A 16,400-nucleotide genomic window follows, 5' to 3' on the forward strand; every position below is an offset into this window, starting at 1 on the left:
GTTAGTAATTAAAATAAGGTAACCATACATTCATAAAAGATTACCCGAAACTCCGCAACAAAACGCTAGCCTGCAAATAATACTTCCCACTCCTAAAGTTTTTCTTTTTTTCAAAATGCAGATTAATAATCTCTCCAAACTTGGTTTGTTGCTCTAATTGAAAGATAAGCTGATTAATAGCATTATAATTACCCTCCAACTCAAATTCATATGTATTAATTGTAAGGTCATTTTTAGAAATAGTGTGCGGTTCTAAAAAGCTAACGACTTTAAGGTTGTTGTCATTCGCAAATACATTGATAACCTTTAAAAGATTATTTTGAATCGAAGAACCATCTAATTGGTATTTGGTTAGGAGTGAATCGTAATACACTTCTTTTTGTTTTAATAGCGATAATTGTTTAGGAGCATTTTTAAACAATAATTCTTGCGCCTTCAAAGCGTTGTATTGCTTTTTTTGTTGTAATGTATTGCTTATTGCTAATTGATAACATAGTATTAAAGCAATTAAAAAACCGATAATTAGCGCTATGTTTTTCTGTTTTTTACTCATTGCTCAAAACTATTTTAATACTAAAATCGGATGTATTTGAGGTAGTTGACTTATAGTCAATAATTTCCACCTTATCAATCCAGTCTTCTTGCTCTAAAAAAGCTATCCAATTTGAAAACGCATCACTATTACTTGATGCACCAGAAATACTGATACTATTTCGTTCTAGTTCAATTACTTTTTCTGCTTTAATTCGTTTTAACAAGGGCTGATAGTTAAATCCTGAAAGCAGAATAGATTTAGGTAAGCTTAGCATAATGCTATTACTGTAAAATGAGCTTTTTGAGCCATTACTTTTTAACAAATCATCAACCATTTTTTGTTTTTTACTAACTATTTCATTGAGTTTTAGGATTTGACCTTTAGTAGATTGATTGATTTCTGAAACCTGCTTTAAAGCGCTAACCTTATTATAGTAATGATTAAAGAAAAAGAAATTGAGGAGCAGAAGAACCAATAAAAATAAACCTCCAAACTTTAAGAACTGAGAAAAAAAGCGAACTTGTTTAAAATCGTTTATTAAGGATAGTCTTTTTTCTTCAAAATTTGTTGTAGTAGTACTATTTTTAAGTACAGATTGTAAGGCAGCTGAAAATGATAAAATCTGATCATTAGACACGGTTAAACCATTAACATCATAATTATTAGGTTCTACTTCATCTTTTTTAATTTGGACAATATAACTGTCATTAATAGTTGTTATAGCATTTGATGTATGAATTGTTCTACTATTTGTAAATGACTTTACTGTAGAAATAATTGTATTGCCAAACGATATATCAATTATATGAATGTTTTGCTCTGAATAATCTTTAATTATCGAATCTATATAGTCTTTTCTACATAACGAGATAAAGTGAATATTCTTTTCCGAAAGTACTTCAAAATAAAAGTCATCCAAATTGATATTAGGAAATGCCTTATATACAGTTTTTAAAGTATCACCTTGTTTACTTTCAATAGTTTTAGAAAGAACCTTACCGTTATTAATAACGAGTGCAATATGTTGATTTTTGGAAAGCTTTTTAGAGGCTTCTTCTATAGTCTCAACTTTATACGTTAATTTTACATCCAGTTCATTTCTAAACTGTTTTATAAGACAAACCTGTAAAACATCATTCTCATAGTCAGAGTAGTGTTCTATGCCACAATAACGGTTTCCATATTTTAAATATTTGAGGATCTTATTTACCATTAGTAGATAACGGTTGGTTTTATTAAAACAGATAATTTAGATTTTTTCGCAGTTCTAACTTGCCGACTAAATAAGTATTTAATGATAGGAATTCTTGCTAAAAATGGTACGCCTGAGCCTGAATTGTTTTTAGAATTTTCTTCTAAACCGCCAAGGATAGCAATATCTTGATCTTGCATTCTAATAATTGACGTAAAAGTTCTGGAATTGATATCAGGTGGTGCATCATCTGCGATTCGAGCTCCGAAGCTTGATTGGATCACATTAATATCTAATAAGATATGACCATCGCCAGATACAGAGGGTTTTATGGTTAAACCTAGTTCAGCCTCAATAGGAACGTAATTGACTATTTCATTGGTAATAGGGTTTTCAACACCTATGATACTTCTGTCCGTAATTGTGTAATAGGAAGTCTGTCCATTGGAAAAATTAGCGCGATGGCCATTTAATGTTGCTAACTTGGGCGTAGATAATATTTTGAAATTACCATTGGTTTCCATTGCTTTAATTTTTGCAAAAAAGTTAGGAACTACTCTACCTAAATTAAAACTGCTAAAGTCATTAAAACCACCTATTATTTTATTCACAGTTTGAGCCCCTAAAGTTAATTCAGTACTAGGGTATATCGCTCCTTGAGTACTTACAGCATCTTCGCCAATTCCCCATTCAATGCCAGTGTCAGTAGTGGAATTCCTATTGACTTCAATAATCATGACTTCAATTAATATCACAGGAACAGGTTTGTCAATTTTATTAATAAATGATTTAAAACGATTTATTTTCGCACTAGGACCGGTAACATAAAAGCTATTAAGTTCAAAATCCGTTTTAAATTCCAGTCCCTCTTTGATTTCATCAGGTACAATGCTTAATAGATCCGTATTTTTAGTATTCAAATTATTAAATGCGGAATTTACATTATTACCAGTATTTCGAAAGCTGGAATTTGTTCCGTTTTGATTGGGAGAATAGTTGTTATTTGACTGACCAACTATATTGGGGCTTGTTCTATAACTATTATTAAAATTGTTACTAATTGAACCTCCTCCTTGAGGATCAGATAGTAGTTCTACTGAACGATATTGTAAATATACAATTTCAACTTTACGAACGCTTAGTTGCTTTTCTGTTCCAAAAAGTAGACGTTACCTTCTTTTTTAAATGTAAATACCTTGCTTGGATTGCTAACGTTATTTTGTGCGTTACCGGGCTGTTGATTCGTTGCGTTATTTGATATAGATGATCCTGATGAATTAGACTCGAATATTTTAACCAAGAGGTCGTCGAAACTAATACTCTTCGTTTTAAAAGTCACTGTTCCTGCTTCGGTTAGTGGAGTGGCTGTAAACACATCAATATTAAGTTCATTTCCGATATCATCAATTATATCTACAACTAACGTGTTAGCCAGATCAACCTCAATAATTTGTTTTTCCAGATCCAGGATTTTAAAATAGAAATTGGAATTACGACGTCTTACTGGTCGTTGTGCAGGTTGATTAGCATTACTAGTATTTGTATTACTAATTGCAGTATTATCTTCAAACACAAAAAAGCCATCTTTAGATTTTTCTACATATAAGTTGTTTGCAAAAGCAAGCTTATCCATAGCAGCTTCAAACGTGATATTTTGAATATATGCAGTAAGTGCTCTATTTTCGAGTCCAGGAGAAAATACCAAGTTTTTACCTGTTTCGTCCATAATCTGCTTAAATACATCATATAGTTTGTCTGCCTTGGCATCTATTGAAATTGTATTTACATTTGGGTTGTAAGAAATAGGAATAACTCGCTTTTTTGGTTCTTCCGGTGTCTTTTGGTAAGATTTTACTGATAAGATATTTCCTGTGAAATCAATAGTTAAATTGTATTCTTTACAAAGATACACTAGAAGGTCGGTAACTATAACATTCGGAAATTTTGGAGAAATCGATATTTGATTCAGCTCTTGAGAGACATTCAAATTCAGCTTATGTACTTCAGCTAAAGCAAGTAAAAAGTTAGATAAACTAATATTGCTGACACTCACTTCTGTGTTCAGGTTTTCCGTTAGTCCTGCATTTTCTGTTGATAAAACAGTTAATTGATTTTTTATTTTTTGAATACGTCCATCTTCTTTTTGTGCAAAGACAAAAGTGAGGTTGACGAATAATAGTATGTATAATATTTTTTTCATATTACTTTCCTGTATGGAGGACATTGCTTTAATAAGCTTAATCTTTTTTGTATTATTTAATCTGTAAGTAAAGCATAAACTTCATCAATAGATGTTATTCCTTCCTCAAGTAATTTTATAGCATTACTTTTTAAAGTTGAAATGTTATTTTCCTTTATATAAGCATCAATTTCTAAATCATTTTCTTTGATGTTATGAACTAATGTTTTTGTTATGGGAATGATTTCATAAATGGCTTTTCTTCCAGAATATCCTGTGTGAAAACAATTGTTGCATCCTATGGCTTTAAAATGAGTATTAAAATACTTTGGTATTTCAAAATTTGAAGGAAATAAATCCTTTGTAACATTTGCTTCCTCTTTACAATTATCACATAATTTTCTAACTAATCGCTGGGCTACACTAACATTTAAAGTGCTAGCTATTAAGAACGAAGGAATGCCCATGTCAATTAATCTAGAGATTGTTGCCCAAGCTGAATTGGTGTGAATTGTAGATAGTACTAAATGACCAGTTAAAGCGGCACGAATAGCCATATTAGCTGTTTTTGCATCACGAATCTCACCAACCATAATAACATCAGGGTCTTGACGTAAAAACGTGCGTAAAGTGCTTGCGAAATCAAGTCCTATATTTTCTTTGAGCTGAACTTGGTTAACTCCCTCTAGGGTGTATTCTATGGGGTCTTCAATTGTTAAAATATTGGTTTGGTCATCATTGAGCAACTTTAGGGTAGCATATAATGTTGTAGTTTTACCAGAACCTGTCGGTCCAGATATTAGAATAATTCCATTTGGCTTTTTGACGGTTTCTTTATAAGTTTTGAGTTCCTCTTCAGTAAAACCTAATTCTTTTAATTGAATGTGGTTAGCATCTTTACTTAAAATACGTAATACTATTTTTTCACCATGAAGTGTTGGCAAAGAGGAGACTCGAATATCAAATTCATTAGTATTCGTTTTTATTGTAATACGACCATCTTGTGGTAAGCGTTTTTCAGAAATATCTAGTCCTGCTTTTATCTTTAACTTGTTTACAATAACAGGATACTCTTGTAATGGAATAATAAACTGTTCCTTCAGTTTTCCATCCAAACGAAATCGTACACGACACTTATGTTCATAAGGTTCAAAATGAATATCACTGCTTCCGATGTCTTTAGCAGTAAATAATAGTTTTTCTAAAAAATCTGTACTGTAATGTAAATCTTCGGTTTGGTTTTGATTGCTTTGTCTAAAATTGACACTTAAATATTGTTGAATGTTTTCAGAAGTATCTTCAATCAATTTGATATTCTTATTTAAAACAATTTGTAATTCTTGTTTTAGAGCATCTGAGATTTTGTCTGTTTTAAAGGTTAATGTTCCATTTAGGGCTTCAACAGGAATTATGCGATAATGGTAGGCTTGCTCACTAGAAATGAGCTGTATTAAGTTTGTGGTTATGTCGTAATCGCCTTTCAAATTAAATGGTATAAACAGATTCTAAAATTCCTATCCAATTAGATATATAAACTATTGCAAAAAATAAACTTAAATAACCTGCTAAAGGAACCGTGTGATGTTTTGAATTCTTTTTTAATAGGAGGTGTAATATTAATGAAAAGATAAGTCCAAAGACAAATAAAACAATAAATGAGATGCTCGAAAAACTAAATATTAAAGCAAAAAACAACAAGCTATCGCCTAATCCAAATGTATTAGATATTGAAGTCTTTAGTTTCAATTTAGAATATAAAAATATCACTGTCATTAAGATTAGTACAAAAGCAAGATTTATAACTATGGTGGCATAAAATAGTTGGGAAAGAGTATTTTGATATAATAAAATTCCAGCGCACAGCCCTACAAGAGGACATAAAAACCAATAAACTTGTCGCTCTTTTGTATCTTGAAACAGTACCATAATTAAAGTGGTTAATAATATTATTTTTAGAATAACCACATTAATCTTTTACAATTTGTTTTGGAGCTCCATTTTCGTCAATTTCCCAAACATTAAAAACCCCATCACCATCAAAATCAGTTACTGCGGTGGCACGGGCTTTAAAGCTACTGTTAGTGGCACTTAAAATCTCATAGCTGTAATTAGCTCTGCCATTTTCATTAACTGTCTTTGGGGCTTCAAAATCAATCTCATTTAAATCGAAAGAATATTTTGAATACATGTAGCGATGTGTCGTCTGAGAATTATAAATATGGCTTAACTGTAATTGAGCCTCTGTACTTTTTGCTTTGCTAATTAAAGGCATTAAGTTTGGTAATGCAAGCAATAGTAAAATACCAATAATAACTAAAACGACTAAAACTTCTTGAAGGTTGTATGCGCCTACTTTCATAAAAAATAAATTAAAGCTAAATATACCATTTGAGAATTACAATAATTAAAAATCAACCTTACTTTTGGTAAGGTATTTTTTAAAGAAAGCCTTCTTCTAATACGATTTTAATAAGTGTTTCATCATCTTTGCCTTCGGCGTTAAATAAGGATTTTATTTGTCGTTTTCTTTTTTCAATTGCACCGATTGATAGCGGTAAGCATGAGACCAAATCTTTAGTTTTTGTGCCTTTCCATAATTCGTAAAGCATTATTTTATTTAGAGCATCTAAGCTGATGCTACTTGATATTTTTTTATGTATTAATTCTAAAACACTAGAACTATAGAAACGTTCATCAAGAAGCACCTTTGTAAATGCTTCAATCAAAATCTGAGCTGTAATATCTCCTTTAAGAAGCATAGATTTTGGTTTTACTCTTTGTAAAACACTACTAAGAACTAGGGTTTCGTAATATCCCGTAATAATTATAATTTTTATCCTAGGAAATTTTCTCTTTAAGAGCACCCCTAAATCTTCACCTGATTTAAATAGTCTGTCTTTAGATTTCGGTAATTGCATGTCAAGCAAAGCAACATCTATAAGTGCATTAGTTTTAATGATCTCAATTGCAGAATCGCAACACATTGCTGTGAGTACGTGCAACTCGTAATTAGGATTGGACTCCTTAAATATATCTAAGTAAACAGAATAGGCTTGGATGATAGCGGGGTGGTCATCTACCAAAAGGACATTGATGTGCTTTTTCATATATATGTTGTGTTCAGATTGAATTTTAACATTTTAGTGGAAACCTCACGAAAAGTATTTACAAAAATTGTTTTTAACAAATTTATCCATGAAAATTCGTTAAAAATTAATGGATACTTATAGAATTATGGTTATTGTTTAGCTTTATTGCCAAACAGGTGTATTGGTTTTTTAAAATGTTTAATATTAAGAATTTAACCTTACCAAAAGTAAGGTTGATTTTCTAACTTTTTTTTTTATTTATACTAATTTCGTAATAGGCATAACTTAATTTATGGAGTTTCTAGTTGTATTTTTAAAATAAAAGTTTCATGTATAAATTCTTAGGTAGGTATGATAAAAATTAAACACTATTTTTTAGCGCTAACATTTCTATTTCTAATTTTTAATGATGTAGTAGCTCAATCTCAAGACCAAAACTACATTAAGACGACAGAATATTTAGAAACTGTTATGATAGATAGTGAGTTCACCTCAAGTTTTGGAGGTTGGTTACCTAGAGGGAGTGTTGATCTTTCACTAGAGAATGGAAGAGTTAAGGCTAACGTTAATAGTGCTTGGGAGGGAGTAGAACACTCTTTAACTGGGTTTGTTACCTCTATGGGGGAGGTTCTTAATATTAGTATAACCCTAGATAAGGGAAATACACAATCTAATGTTAGAATTTATTTTAAAGAGACTGATCCTAATGGGAATTTAGTCAATTACAGAACCCTGAGTAGTAACGTGCAATCTGGGACTCATCAATATAGTCATACTATGTTGACTACGGGTAATAGCATGACATTGAATGTGGATAAGGATGATACCAATACAAGTTCAAATACTTATTTTTATATAGATCACATTAGTCTAAAGCAAGGTGGAGTAGCTAATACAATAGAAAAAATTGAAAATGTAACTTACTTTGATGGTTTTGGAAAAGTAAAGCAATCCATAGGTGTTAAACAAACTCCTAATCAAAAAGACATATTACAACATGTTGAATATGATGAATTTGGAAGAGCCTCAAAACAATATTTAGTATTACCGACAGCACAAAATTCTGGGAACTATATCTCAAATCCTGTTTCTCAGATTACAAATTATTATCAATCTAATTTTGCGGACCAACATCCTTATTCAGAAGTTAGGTATGATAATTCTCCTTTAAATAGAAAATTAGAATCTACATCTCCAGGGGATGCTTGGCAAATAATAAACAATTCTGACACGGACCATACTGCTAAGTATGAATATGGATTAAATACTACCAATGAAGTCTTTCGTATTGACATAAACGAAAATAATGCCTCAAATCCTTTTGCCATATCTTATTACGCAAGAGGGGAACTAATAAAAAACACCATAAAAAATGCTAATTGGAAACTTAGTGACGGATTGCTTAATACAAAAGATGTTTTTACTGATAAAAATGGAAAAAAAATAGTAGAATTCAGTTATGAAAATAATAATGGTACGATAAAAAAATTAAGCACTTATTATGTTTATGATGATAACAGTAATTTAAGATATGTACTTACACCAAAGCTTGTCGATCAAATTCAAGGTGTAACATTGGATGATTATTATGAAACTTGGTTAGAAAATGATTTTTTAGAGCAAGGTGATGCGGGACTGCTTAATACTTCGTTTTCAGTTATAAATAATAGGCTGTCTTTTAGGGCAAAAAGGTTGCATGGTGGTCTGTCGTTATCTCAAAAGATCTTAAAGAATCAAACAGTTAAAATTCTAAATACTTCTAGCCCTATTCCTGATATGGTTTTGGGTCCAATAAATGCCTATTTTAACCAATTAGTAGATCCCTCTGGTAATCCTATTTCTGCGCAAATAGGTGTGGCTAAAATTGTAAATGGAAATTTAGTTATAGATAGAACTTCTGCGGCTGCATATGATACTATATCTATTGCAATATATATAGATTTAAATATTTTTCCAGTAGATCAACAACAGCTAGATGATTTAGCATTTCAATATAAATATGACGAATTCAACCGACAAATAGAGCAAAAAGTACCTGGGAAAGATTGGGAATACGTGGTCTATGATCAATTGGATAGACCAATTTTGACTCAAGATGCCAACTTAAGAGGACAAGATAATTGGTTGTTTAATAAATATGATGTTTTTGGTCGCGTAATTTATAGTGGACTTTACACAAATAGTGCTACTCGTGTAGCTTTACAAACGCAAGTAGATGATTTTATTAATTCAAACACAAACAAAGCTAATGTAGAAACTAGAACACCTGTACCTGTTCCTTTTGGTGGGGTGAATTTAAACTATTCAATTGGTGCATTTCCTAATAATAATGTTGAAGTTTTAACGGTTAATTATTTTGATGATTACAATTTTACAGATTCTAGCTTGCCAACTATGCCTACACAAATTTTGGGGCAAGAGGTAACCGATAGAACTAAAGGTTTATTAACAGCTACATGGACTAAAGTCTTAGGGTCAACAAATGTTTGGTCTAAGAGCTATACATTTTATAACAAAAAAGCGCAAGTGATTGATGTTTATGAAAAAAATCATTTAGGAGGTTATACTGAAAATAAAAGCAAGTTAGATTTTAGGGGTAAAGTTGAAGAATCAGAAACTAATCATAAACGTCTTAATTCGAGTACTAATCTTAAAATTGTAGATTATTTTGAATATGACCATGTAGAACGGCCAACAAAGCATTATCAAAAAATTAATTCTCAGCAAGAAGAATTAATAAGCTTAAACACATATAATGAATTAGGTCAATTAGAGTCTAAAAAAGTAGGTGGGGCAAATTCGAGTAGTCAAGGTTTGCAAACTATGGATTATACTTATAATATTAAAGGTTGGTTAACAAACTTAAACGATGTTAATAGTTTAGGGGCAGATTTATTTGCTTACAATTTAAAGTATAATGATGCTATTGAAGGTAGTGCCGTTTCAGACCCAATGTATAACGGTAATATTAGACAATCGATATGGAAGTCTGCTCATAATAACACTAAGAAGAGTTATGTCTATAACTACGATAAGTTAAATAGATTTGAGAGATCTAATTACAGAGAAGGCAACACACTTACTTCTGGGGCGGGCAAGTTTGAAACCTACAGTCTTCGCTATGATACTAACGGTAATATTAAGACCTTGAGCCGTAATAACCAATCGGGTACCCAAATGGATAAGTTAGGATATGCTTATGATGATGGAAATAAGTTACTATCCATAGGAGATCTTACAAATAACACATCTGGATTTAATGATGGTTATACTGCACAAACAGGCTCTTTTGAACCTCACGATTATTATTATGACTCTAATGGAAATCTTATTAAAGATAAAAACAAAAACATTTCGCTCATAGAATACAATCATCTAGATTTAGTAGAAAGAGTAACTATTGGTATTGGTAGAAAAATTGAGTTTACTTACGATGCTAATGGTACCAAGCTTCAAATGAAAATGTTTTTGGGTAATAAGGCTGTCACTGTGGATTATTTGGGTGGCTTTCAATATGTCAGTACACGATTGCTATCTTTCCCTACAGCAGAGGGTTACGTAATTAATGATGTGGGTACTTATAAATATGTGTACACATACTCTGATCATTTAGGTAATAATAGATTAAGCTATCATGATTCTGATAATAGTAATACTGTTTCGTCGTCTGAAATACAGTCCAATACAGATTACTATGCCATGGGACTTATACATGACGGACAGTATGTGTCAGGATATGCCTCTAGACATAATTATAAATTTCAAGGGAAAGAGCTGTTAAATTATGGAGACTATAACATGTACGATTTTGGTAGTCGTATGTACGACCCTTCTGTTGGACGGTGGTTTAATACAGATCCTCAGAATCAGTTTTCGAGTCCTTATTTGGCAATGGGTAATAATCCTGTGATGTTTATTGATCCTAACGGTGAAATAGTACCACTATTGGTTATAGCTGGTGCAGCAGTTATTGGCGGTGCGATTAACGTAGCAGCAAATTGGGATAGAATAGATAATTTTTGGGAAGGTTTGGGTCATTTTGGAACAGGTGCAGGTACTGGGGTGGCTTCTGTGACAATGGGGCCAGCGGGAGCAGTTGCTGTGTCTACGTTGGCTGGCGCACTAGATGAGGCTATTCAAGGGGGAGATGCTTCACAGATTTTTCAAGGAGGTGTTCAAGCTGGAATTGGATCAGGAATAGGTCTAGGTGTCGGGAAATACATCGGGAAAGGATCAAACTTACTTTTCAACAAATGGAAAGTTACTTCCCCTTTTCTCAAGAATTTGATTGGAGGCTCAATTGGAGGCTCAATTGGAGGCGGATTAACAGGTGGGCTCTTTTCGGCCGGTAGTGGTGGAGATTTTTGGGATGGTGTTGGTCAAGGGGCTAAAACTGGCCTTATTTATGGAGGTATTAGTGGTGGTGGTAATTCTATTTTTCAATCATATGCACATAATACAAATCCTTTTACTGGTAAAGCAATTGATATTAATAAAGTTAAAATTAGAAATAGTGGAGTTAATAGAATTAAAAATTATTTAAGGAACTCTGGGGATATTGATTTCGATATGGCTAATGAAGTTATGATTAGACGACTTGATAACATTACTTCGGGAAGATTAAATGCTACGAGCATTGATAAAAACTTTTATACGCATGAATTGAGAGAAATGTATTTGAAGAATTTTAATGGACTTAATCATAATAAAGCTCATGAACAGAGTCTGAAAGACTATAATATAGATTATAAAAAGTATTTTTATAATCAAATATATACAAAAGAAGCGATACGCACAGGCGACGCATATTTTAAATGGAAAGAAACAAACATAATTGACTAAAAAATGAAAAGATCAATGCGTTTTTGGAAATGGAATGAAGATTTCAATTATTCTAAATTTAAATTAGGTGAGGGGATTTCTGAATTAATTGAGAATAAAACATTAATTAAGGACAGTATTAACTCATCAAAATTCCATGTTATTTCAGGCCTACCTGAGTATATTATTGTTGAATCAAATAAAATTAGTTCTATATTTTTTGAAAAAAAATTTTTACAAATTGATGAATTTGATATTTGGAATATGCGCATGACTGAGTTTATAAGAACTATGGATGATTTTTTAGAACCTTGTGAACACAATTTCCGAGGAGATGTATTAACAGTTCTATTTAGGGATGTTTTTACAGGTTATGCTGAAGTAAAAAGAAATGAGATAATTCTAAGCAAATAACCTTTATTATAAATGTGTTGTAGAGGTTTTTTTTAAAATTTTTAGAAAACGTAAACATTGTAGTAAGTAAATAATAGTTTGATTGCAATTTATGATTATACGAAATGAGTTTAAATATTTTTAATTTTTATCCAAGCAAAACTGAATAAATTAAGAGCTGCTATGATAAACTAAAATACAAATTGAAAAATGAATATATATAAGATGAAAGCGCTTTTAACGGTCTTTTTTTTAATCTGCTTTACAAGTATAGCTATATCACAGGAGAAAGAAGTAATCAAAACGCCAATCCAAGAGTCTGGCTTAGGTGCAAAATCTTCTGTTAGTGAAGAGGTAGGCATGCCTCAAGAAAATTTAGCTAGAAATGCCGCAGCTATATCAGTAGGTGACCACGATGTGGGGACACCGTCTGGTTCTACGTTTCAATTAGGTACAGATATAACAGGAACTATACAAAATAGTATCAATCAAGCTACAGGTAAAGTGGCTTTTTCTGTTCCGTTGTCCGCTATAAATGCTGGACCTGTGTCTTATAGTTTGGGTATAGGATACAATGGACAGTCTAGCTTTAAAAATGGTAGTCAACTTAATAAATATAGTCCTGTTTCTACAATTGGTGTTGGGTGGTCTTTACCAATTTCTAAAATTGTTGTAAACAATAAACAAACAACAACTAGAGAGGACGATGATTTTTATTTAATAGATGGGGCGACCAACACAAAATTGATATGTACGGATAGAACAGAGTATGTATGGGAATTTGCATTAGAAAAACATGCAAATTGGATAATTAAATATCATAGAGGGTTTGATATTATTGTACAAGACCCTATAACAGGTCAATTTGAAATAGTATTTAAAGACGAAGATTATTGGTCTATTATAAAAGATGACGGAATAACTCATTATTTTGGATATGCTGATAATACACAATTTAATGCCCCTTTGCCAAATGAATCATCAAAATCAAAAGAAGTAGTTTCTACTTGGGGTAACTGGATAGGCGATTCTAATCAGCAGCCAACAGGAGTCAGCACAACGGTATGGAATATAAGCAGAATTGAAGACCAATGGGGAAATAGATTAGATTTTGAGTATGAACTTACGGAAGGAAAACAAAATATTTCACAAAGTAGTCATAAGCACACTGAGGCTAGCTACTTGACAGAAATAACATCGTCAAAGGGTGCTAAGATTAAATTAAACTATAGTCTTAAGAATGCTTTTTCAGAATTTTATGAACCACATCGAGAAATAAGTGAACCAGATGCGTATCAAGAGCGTTATGAAAAAAAGTTTTTGCAAAGCGTAGAAATTTTTAACACTAATAACAAAGTTGTAATGTCATACGACTTTAGTCATAACATAGAATCTATAGGTAGTAATAATAAACGGTATTTAACCGGAATTACCCAAAAAAATCATTATCAAGGACAAATTAATTCTTTACCATCACAGACTTTCGAATACCATTATTCTGGTACTTTTCAAGGAGGGTTAAAGAAAATTAATTATCCTTCAGGAGGATCCGTTACTTATAACTATTTAAATAAATCCCTTTTTTATAATGGCTCAACTATACAAAATGGAATAACAGGATATGCGTTTTATGCAGCAAATGTTCATAATAACTACAGTTTATTGGTGCTTCATTCACAAGACCCTATAGGTAGTACTGGAAAATATAGATTTAAAATAAAGCGTATTTGGTGGAATGGTCAACAATGGGAGGAGGATATTTTTACTTTTCCGCATTTAATTGCCTTAGATGGTAATAATTACGTCAAGGATTTTTATGCAGTTTTTGAAGAAGATTTTTATGGGTTTGCCTATGATACTGGTGATAGGGCAGATTTATTTTTATTTCATAAAGAAAAAAATGGACATGATTGGAAATATACAAGTTTTTCTTCCAATCATATCGGTAGTGGCAATCCAAGCTTACTTTCTGGTGATAATTTTATTGCACTAGCATCGCATCATACGGGTCGTATTTGGATAAAAACTTGGAACGGCACAACTTGGTATTCTAAACTTATACAACAAGGTTCTGGTCAGTATTATTATGCTGCTAGAAATAATTTTATATTAGCCTTGGATGAAGATGGCGGTGCAGATATGATTACAGGTGTCGGACATGAAGATAATTATTATATGCATTATCTTGATATTGAGCACCAATGGAAAACCAAATCTTGGTCTGCCTATGCATATCCAAGAATACATGGTATAGAAAAACCTAGTTATTTTTTTCCTTCCAATGCAATTTCAGGTTTTGTGGCTGATGATAATCCAGAACTTTTTTTAAGATGGGATTCTAGTTACAACTTAATTGCAGTAGATGATGTTATAGGGTCATATGATGACCGAAACCCTCTTATTCCTTCCGGGAATAGCGGTATGTTCACGCTTCTAGACTTTTTCTATAAATCCCCGATTAAATCGAGAAGGTTTAATGGCGTTAATTGGGCTAATGGAGATGTTGGTGGATCGAGTTATTATGGTGCAACAAATTTTGGTGTGGATTTTATGACTTTTCAAGATCATCCAGGTTTAAATACGGGATATTTAAAGTATAATCCTAACTTTAATATATTTGAATGGGGATCTCTAAATAGTACTGGGATTAGCTCAAATCATACGGGTAACGGCATAACAAGGGATTTTATTGTGGCAGGTAATGAAATTTTTGCGAATAACACACAAGGAGGTCCTAGCTTATTATCTCCTATTGCGAGTATCGGAAATTATATTAATAAATTCACTTACACAGACGGTTTAAGTCAAGCTTACGTTCAAAAATATACTACTTCTAATAACTTCGCGGGTGCAACATATCTTTATGTAGATAAAAAAAATGGGTTTGTTGGTCAGAAAGATTTAGGTATGAAATACCAAATAAATTATAATACGTTTGGTAGAAATAAGGCTTTTGGCGGTAACTATCCATTTTTGTCTCCTAAGACTATGTGGCTAAGAAGTGAAAGTGTAAATGGATCATTTAATCCCTACCTATATAGGATTATTGATAATAGTTTTAATGAACAGGTCTATGATATTGTAGTAAGTAGTATAAAACTGGATGATGATAATGGAAGTGATAGAATAGTTAACTATACATATAATGATGCGTATTCATCCGTAAATAACGATGTAACATATTATGGAGAAGTAATTGTTGAAAATAAAGGTTATGGTTCAAATTCTATTGGAAAGATAAAAAAGATATTTAATACGGGCTCACAAGATGTCCAAATGGCAGGATTACAATTAGAAGAACATATACTAGACATAAATAATAATATTGAAAGAAAAACAATAAATACTTGGAATAAATTCATAAAAAATAACACAACAGGAGTCAGTCATTACATTGGTCTAACTAGTAAAAAAGAAGAATTATTTTTTGATGGAAATTCTTTAGAAACTTTAACGAATTACAATTATAATTCAAATGGTCAATTGATTTCTAGATATTCAACGAATAGTAAAGGACAAACAGAAAGTCAACATTTTCGATATGCACATCAGCATTATAGTTTTGTTAGTGATAAAAATATGATATCAAGCGTTTATGAAACAACCACAAAATTAAGTAATGAAATTGTGGATGTAAAACGAACAATTTGGGATAATATCAATAATAAAGTATATATTAAAGAAAAGTGGTCAGGACCCGAACTTTCAAAATTGCGTTTAGATAGTGAAGTAACATATGTTGATTCTTATGGAAATCTTCTCGAAGTTACTAATGGTAAAAATGTATATAATTCAACTCTTTTAGGTTACTCAAACCTATACGAAGTTGCCTCTATAGTTAATGCAAGGCATCAAGATGTAGTAAATGAATTAGATGTTAATTACTCTCAACTACAGAACTTAAGTTCAGAAAATTTAAAAATTGAACTTATGAAACTATATGAGCGATTACCTAATGCATTGATTAGTCTAACTTTCTATGATGACAACGGTCGAGTTATAAGTAGGGTAAATGAACGTAAAGAAGAGGCTTATATGTACTATGATCTCAATGGAAGAATTGATTATTTAACTGACGGTTATGGAAATGTTTTAGAAAAAAATGACTATAATTTCGGAAATTAATTATAACATAAATACTTTAAATAAAGAGGGATTTATTTATGTTTCCTTTGTTATTGTTTAAAAGTT

Annotated in this window: 11 protein-coding genes; 4 read left to right on the plus strand and 7 right to left on the minus strand. The window is 31.5% G+C overall.

Going from position 1 to position 16,400, the window contains the following annotated elements; translation table 11 throughout:
- Positions 1–40 precede the first annotated feature (40 nt).
- The 5 genes from ACXGSQ_RS05485 to ACXGSQ_RS05505 all read right to left on the minus strand — a co-directional run bounded on the left by ACXGSQ_RS05485 (position 41) and on the right by ACXGSQ_RS05505 (position 5,390).
- Entirely contained in the window at positions 41–553 is a 513-nt protein-coding gene (locus ACXGSQ_RS05485; protein ID WP_458628620.1) for a hypothetical protein, read from the minus strand.
- Positions 546–1,748 (minus strand): hypothetical protein, encoded by a 1,203-nt coding sequence (locus ACXGSQ_RS05490; protein WP_458628621.1) that lies wholly within the window; start codon positions 1,746–1,748, stop codon positions 546–548. The genes ACXGSQ_RS05485 and ACXGSQ_RS05490 overlap by 8 nt, the downstream gene beginning before the upstream one ends.
- Complete coding sequence (locus ACXGSQ_RS05495) at positions 1,748–2,482, minus strand: type II secretion system protein GspD (RefSeq protein WP_458628622.1); 735 nt, start codon at positions 2,480–2,482, stop codon at positions 1,748–1,750. Before ACXGSQ_RS05495 ends, ACXGSQ_RS05490 begins: the two co-directional genes overlap by 1 nt.
- A 383-nt stretch (positions 2,483–2,865) precedes the next feature.
- A complete protein-coding gene (locus ACXGSQ_RS05500; protein ID WP_458628623.1) occupies positions 2,866–3,927 on the minus strand; it encodes a hypothetical protein in 1,062 nt (353 codons plus the stop codon).
- Positions 3,928–3,983: 56 nt separating this feature from the next.
- Entirely contained in the window at positions 3,984–5,390 is a 1,407-nt protein-coding gene (locus tag ACXGSQ_RS05505; RefSeq protein ID WP_458628624.1) for a GspE/PulE family protein, read from the minus strand.
- A 176-nt stretch (positions 5,391–5,566) separates the two neighbouring features.
- On the opposite strand from ACXGSQ_RS05505, the gene ACXGSQ_RS05510 reads away from it, so the two are divergent.
- Complete coding sequence (locus tag ACXGSQ_RS05510; protein WP_458628625.1) at positions 5,567–5,722, plus strand: hypothetical protein; 156 nt, start codon at positions 5,567–5,569, stop codon at positions 5,720–5,722.
- A gap of 150 nt (positions 5,723–5,872) precedes the next feature.
- Here ACXGSQ_RS05510 and ACXGSQ_RS05515 read toward each other — a convergent pair whose 3' ends face one another.
- Together ACXGSQ_RS05515 and ACXGSQ_RS05520 are read right to left on the minus strand one after the other, a co-directional pair.
- Entirely contained in the window at positions 5,873–6,265 is a 393-nt protein-coding gene (locus ACXGSQ_RS05515; protein ID WP_458628626.1) for a prepilin-type N-terminal cleavage/methylation domain-containing protein, read from the minus strand.
- Between the two features lie 79 nt (positions 6,266–6,344).
- Complete coding sequence (locus ACXGSQ_RS05520) at positions 6,345–7,013, minus strand: response regulator (protein ID WP_458628627.1); 669 nt, start codon at positions 7,011–7,013, stop codon at positions 6,345–6,347.
- Positions 7,014–7,346: 333 nt separating this feature from the next.
- Between ACXGSQ_RS05520 and ACXGSQ_RS05525 the strand changes: the two genes are divergently transcribed.
- The 3 genes from ACXGSQ_RS05525 to ACXGSQ_RS05535 all read left to right on the plus strand — a co-directional run bounded on the left by ACXGSQ_RS05525 (position 7,347) and on the right by ACXGSQ_RS05535 (position 16,334).
- Complete coding sequence (locus tag ACXGSQ_RS05525; protein WP_458628628.1) at positions 7,347–11,837, plus strand: DUF6443 domain-containing protein; 4,491 nt, start codon at positions 7,347–7,349, stop codon at positions 11,835–11,837.
- Positions 11,838–11,840: 3 nt separating this feature from the next.
- Positions 11,841–12,230 (plus strand): hypothetical protein, encoded by a 390-nt coding sequence (locus ACXGSQ_RS05530; RefSeq protein WP_458628629.1) that lies wholly within the window; start codon positions 11,841–11,843, stop codon positions 12,228–12,230.
- A 189-nt stretch (positions 12,231–12,419) separates the two neighbouring features.
- Entirely contained in the window at positions 12,420–16,334 is a 3,915-nt protein-coding gene (locus ACXGSQ_RS05535; protein ID WP_458628630.1) for a hypothetical protein, read from the plus strand.
- Positions 16,335–16,400: the final 66 nt, after the last annotated feature.

The organism is Winogradskyella sp. PC D3.3 (assembly GCF_054366245.1).

Coding starts and splice junctions, on each gene's coding strand:
- ACXGSQ_RS05535 (WP_458628630.1), top strand. CDS start 12,420: ATGAATATATATAAGATGAAAGCGCTTTTAACGGTCTTTTTTTTAATC.
- ACXGSQ_RS05490 (WP_458628621.1), bottom strand. CDS start 1,748: ATGGTAAATAAGATCCTCAAATATTTAAAATATGGAAACCGTTATTGT.
- ACXGSQ_RS05530 (WP_458628629.1), top strand. CDS start 11,841: ATGAAAAGATCAATGCGTTTTTGGAAATGGAATGAAGATTTCAATTAT.
- ACXGSQ_RS05485 (WP_458628620.1), bottom strand. CDS start 553: ATGAGTAAAAAACAGAAAAACATAGCGCTAATTATCGGTTTTTTAATT.
- ACXGSQ_RS05500 (WP_458628623.1), bottom strand. CDS start 3,927: ATGAAAAAAATATTATACATACTATTATTCGTCAACCTCACTTTTGTC.
- ACXGSQ_RS05520 (WP_458628627.1), bottom strand. CDS start 7,013: ATGAAAAAGCACATCAATGTCCTTTTGGTAGATGACCACCCCGCTATC.
- ACXGSQ_RS05510 (WP_458628625.1), top strand. CDS start 5,567: ATGCTCGAAAAACTAAATATTAAAGCAAAAAACAACAAGCTATCGCCT.
- ACXGSQ_RS05515 (WP_458628626.1), bottom strand. CDS start 6,265: ATGAAAGTAGGCGCATACAACCTTCAAGAAGTTTTAGTCGTTTTAGTT.
- ACXGSQ_RS05525 (WP_458628628.1), top strand. CDS start 7,347: ATGATAAAAATTAAACACTATTTTTTAGCGCTAACATTTCTATTTCTA.